This window comes from Bacillus sp. 17RED48 (assembly GCF_019837545.1).
GTDB lineage: Bacteria > Bacillota > Bacilli > Bacillales > Bacillaceae_G > Bacillus_A > Bacillus_A wiedmannii.
In genome coordinates, this window is record NZ_JADAXG010000040.1 from 1 (window position 1) to 1,996 (window position 1,996).

A 1,996-nucleotide genomic window follows, 5' to 3' on the forward strand; every position below is an offset into this window, starting at 1 on the left:
TTGATCTGTCTGTTGATTCAATGTTTCTAAAGTGAATGTTTCTTGATTGAATGACATTGTTTCAGCTGAAACCTTTGTATGCGGAATCGTAGCAATACTTCCTAAAATAATAGGCATAGTTAATAATAAAGATGAAATCCTTTTCAAAATAATTTCTCCTTTTTTGTTTTTGACTTTTGACTGCTGCATGACTCTCCTTTATATAAAATAATTCCCATGCCATCAACTTAAAAATTCAAAATAAGCGGTTTCCATAACGATAAAGCAAATATCCAATTCGAGTCACCATTTCCTTGATGATTTTGAACAGCTTCATACACTTTCTGTTGCTGCGCTTGTTCTTCCGCAAAGATTTCTAATGAGGGCGTTATTCCAGTAGCAAACATAGATAATGCGGCAGTTACTATCACTAAATTTTGTGTTTTTCGTTTCTGTCCCCTTTTCATACTATCCCTCCGCTATATTTTCAGAAACTTAAAATATGAATATATAAGTAATAGATATTCATTATATATTCATATTATCTATTTACACATATTTACACAATTTAACATAAATATACTCAATTATATAAGGAAATGGATATATTTTAATTCACTTAATAAGATGAATAACCAAATAAATGTATGAGAAAAAAAGATTTTAATACATTTATTATAAATAAAAAGCATAAAACACAAAAAAATGTCAAAATATTAACACATTATATTCTGGTACAAATACCTCCAGACAGTTATAACTAATCACCTAAACTCCGATGGTTCAATTGTCCACTTTGTTAATGTCTCATTTATTATATAAATTTTATATAGCAAAGAAAACGCAACCCTATAACAAATGTCATAAAGTTGCGTCCATTGCATGTGTAAATAAGTTATTGAAACTTCTCCTTCACCTTATTACACACAATATACACTATGATTATCGGTTAGCAGCCTAACATCATAGTTTCATTCATCATACCATATCCGCCCCTAGTAAAAAAATGAATCCCTGCTAGGGGTATTTTGCATGCATAAAAATGGATACCTATATTTTGTGATATCCAGTCCATTAAAAATCTAAAAATATAGGTTGACTAATCGTAAGAAAAGCACCTGTGATATACACAAAGTGCTTTTCTCTTGTCAATTTATCTATTTTCACTATACTTATCTATTTTCTTCTTATAACTCAAACTTCTTAAAACCGTACTTTTAGCTTGTTGCAATTCATTTTATTTATATGGAATATGTTTTTATCTGTCTGTACATCTTCAACATTTTCTCCATCTACTAATAATCTCCTGTACTTAAAAGATTGCCCTGTTAATACTGTTGTAACCCCCTCCTTTTGTTTGATTACTTGTATCATAAAACAAGTATCTGAAGTTTATATGTAGTCTATCTAGAGTCTATGTAAATTTAAAAAATCTCTAACAAAATGTTTGTATTGTAACGTTACCACCAAAACTATTGCTCTAAACACCATAATTTGAAGAAACAGTACCCTATGTTCTAATCCTCAATTCCTCCTACAGCTCTATGTTGAGTAAAACTAGTTAATCCCTATCATATAAAAAGAGCACCCCTTTTTGGATGCTCTTCGTTATAACTATATATTATTTAATTACCTTCTTTTGTTTCTACCATTTTCCCTTGTTGAGAATCCGTACCTGTACCTTCTGTTCTTTCAACAGTTTTTGCATGTTTTCCAGGTTTTGATTCTGTACCTTCTTTTGTTTCTACCATTTTTCCTTCTTGAGAATCTGTACCTGTACCTTCTGATTTTTCAACAGTTTTTACATCTCCTTTAGATGCTGGCACTGCATCTTTAGGTAAATCAAAGTTTTGTGAGGAAGACGTTGTTCCATCTGCACTCTGTGTAATTACTTGATTTGAATTTTCATTTGACTTTAAATTGTCCGTTTTCGCATCATCTGCACCAATTGCACCACCCGCTAATAATCCTGTACTTAAAAATGCTCCTGCTAATAATGTTTTAATCATTTTTCATT

General features: G+C 30.6%; 3 protein-coding genes and 1 pseudogene. All 4 read right to left on the reverse strand.

The window, feature by feature from the left end; translation table 11 throughout:
* On the reverse strand, window positions 1-189 hold a 189-nt coding region (locus ILT06_RS32815; RefSeq protein ID WP_261784597.1), incomplete at its 3' end, for a hypothetical protein.
* 38 nt (window positions 190-227) lie between these two features.
* On the reverse strand, window positions 228-446 hold the full coding sequence (locus ILT06_RS32095) for a hypothetical protein (protein ID WP_000820307.1): 219 nt from the start codon (window positions 444-446) through the stop codon (window positions 228-230).
* Window positions 447-1,132: 686 nt separating this feature from the next.
* Window positions 1,133-1,353: pseudogene (locus ILT06_RS33000) on the reverse strand (hypothetical protein).
* Window positions 1,354-1,604: 251 nt separating this feature from the next.
* Window positions 1,605-1,988: an alpha-ketoglutarate permease gene (locus ILT06_RS32100; protein WP_222655994.1), complete on the reverse strand. Its 384-nt coding sequence runs from the start codon at window positions 1,986-1,988 to the stop codon at window positions 1,605-1,607.
* Window positions 1,989-1,996 lie beyond the last annotated feature (8 nt).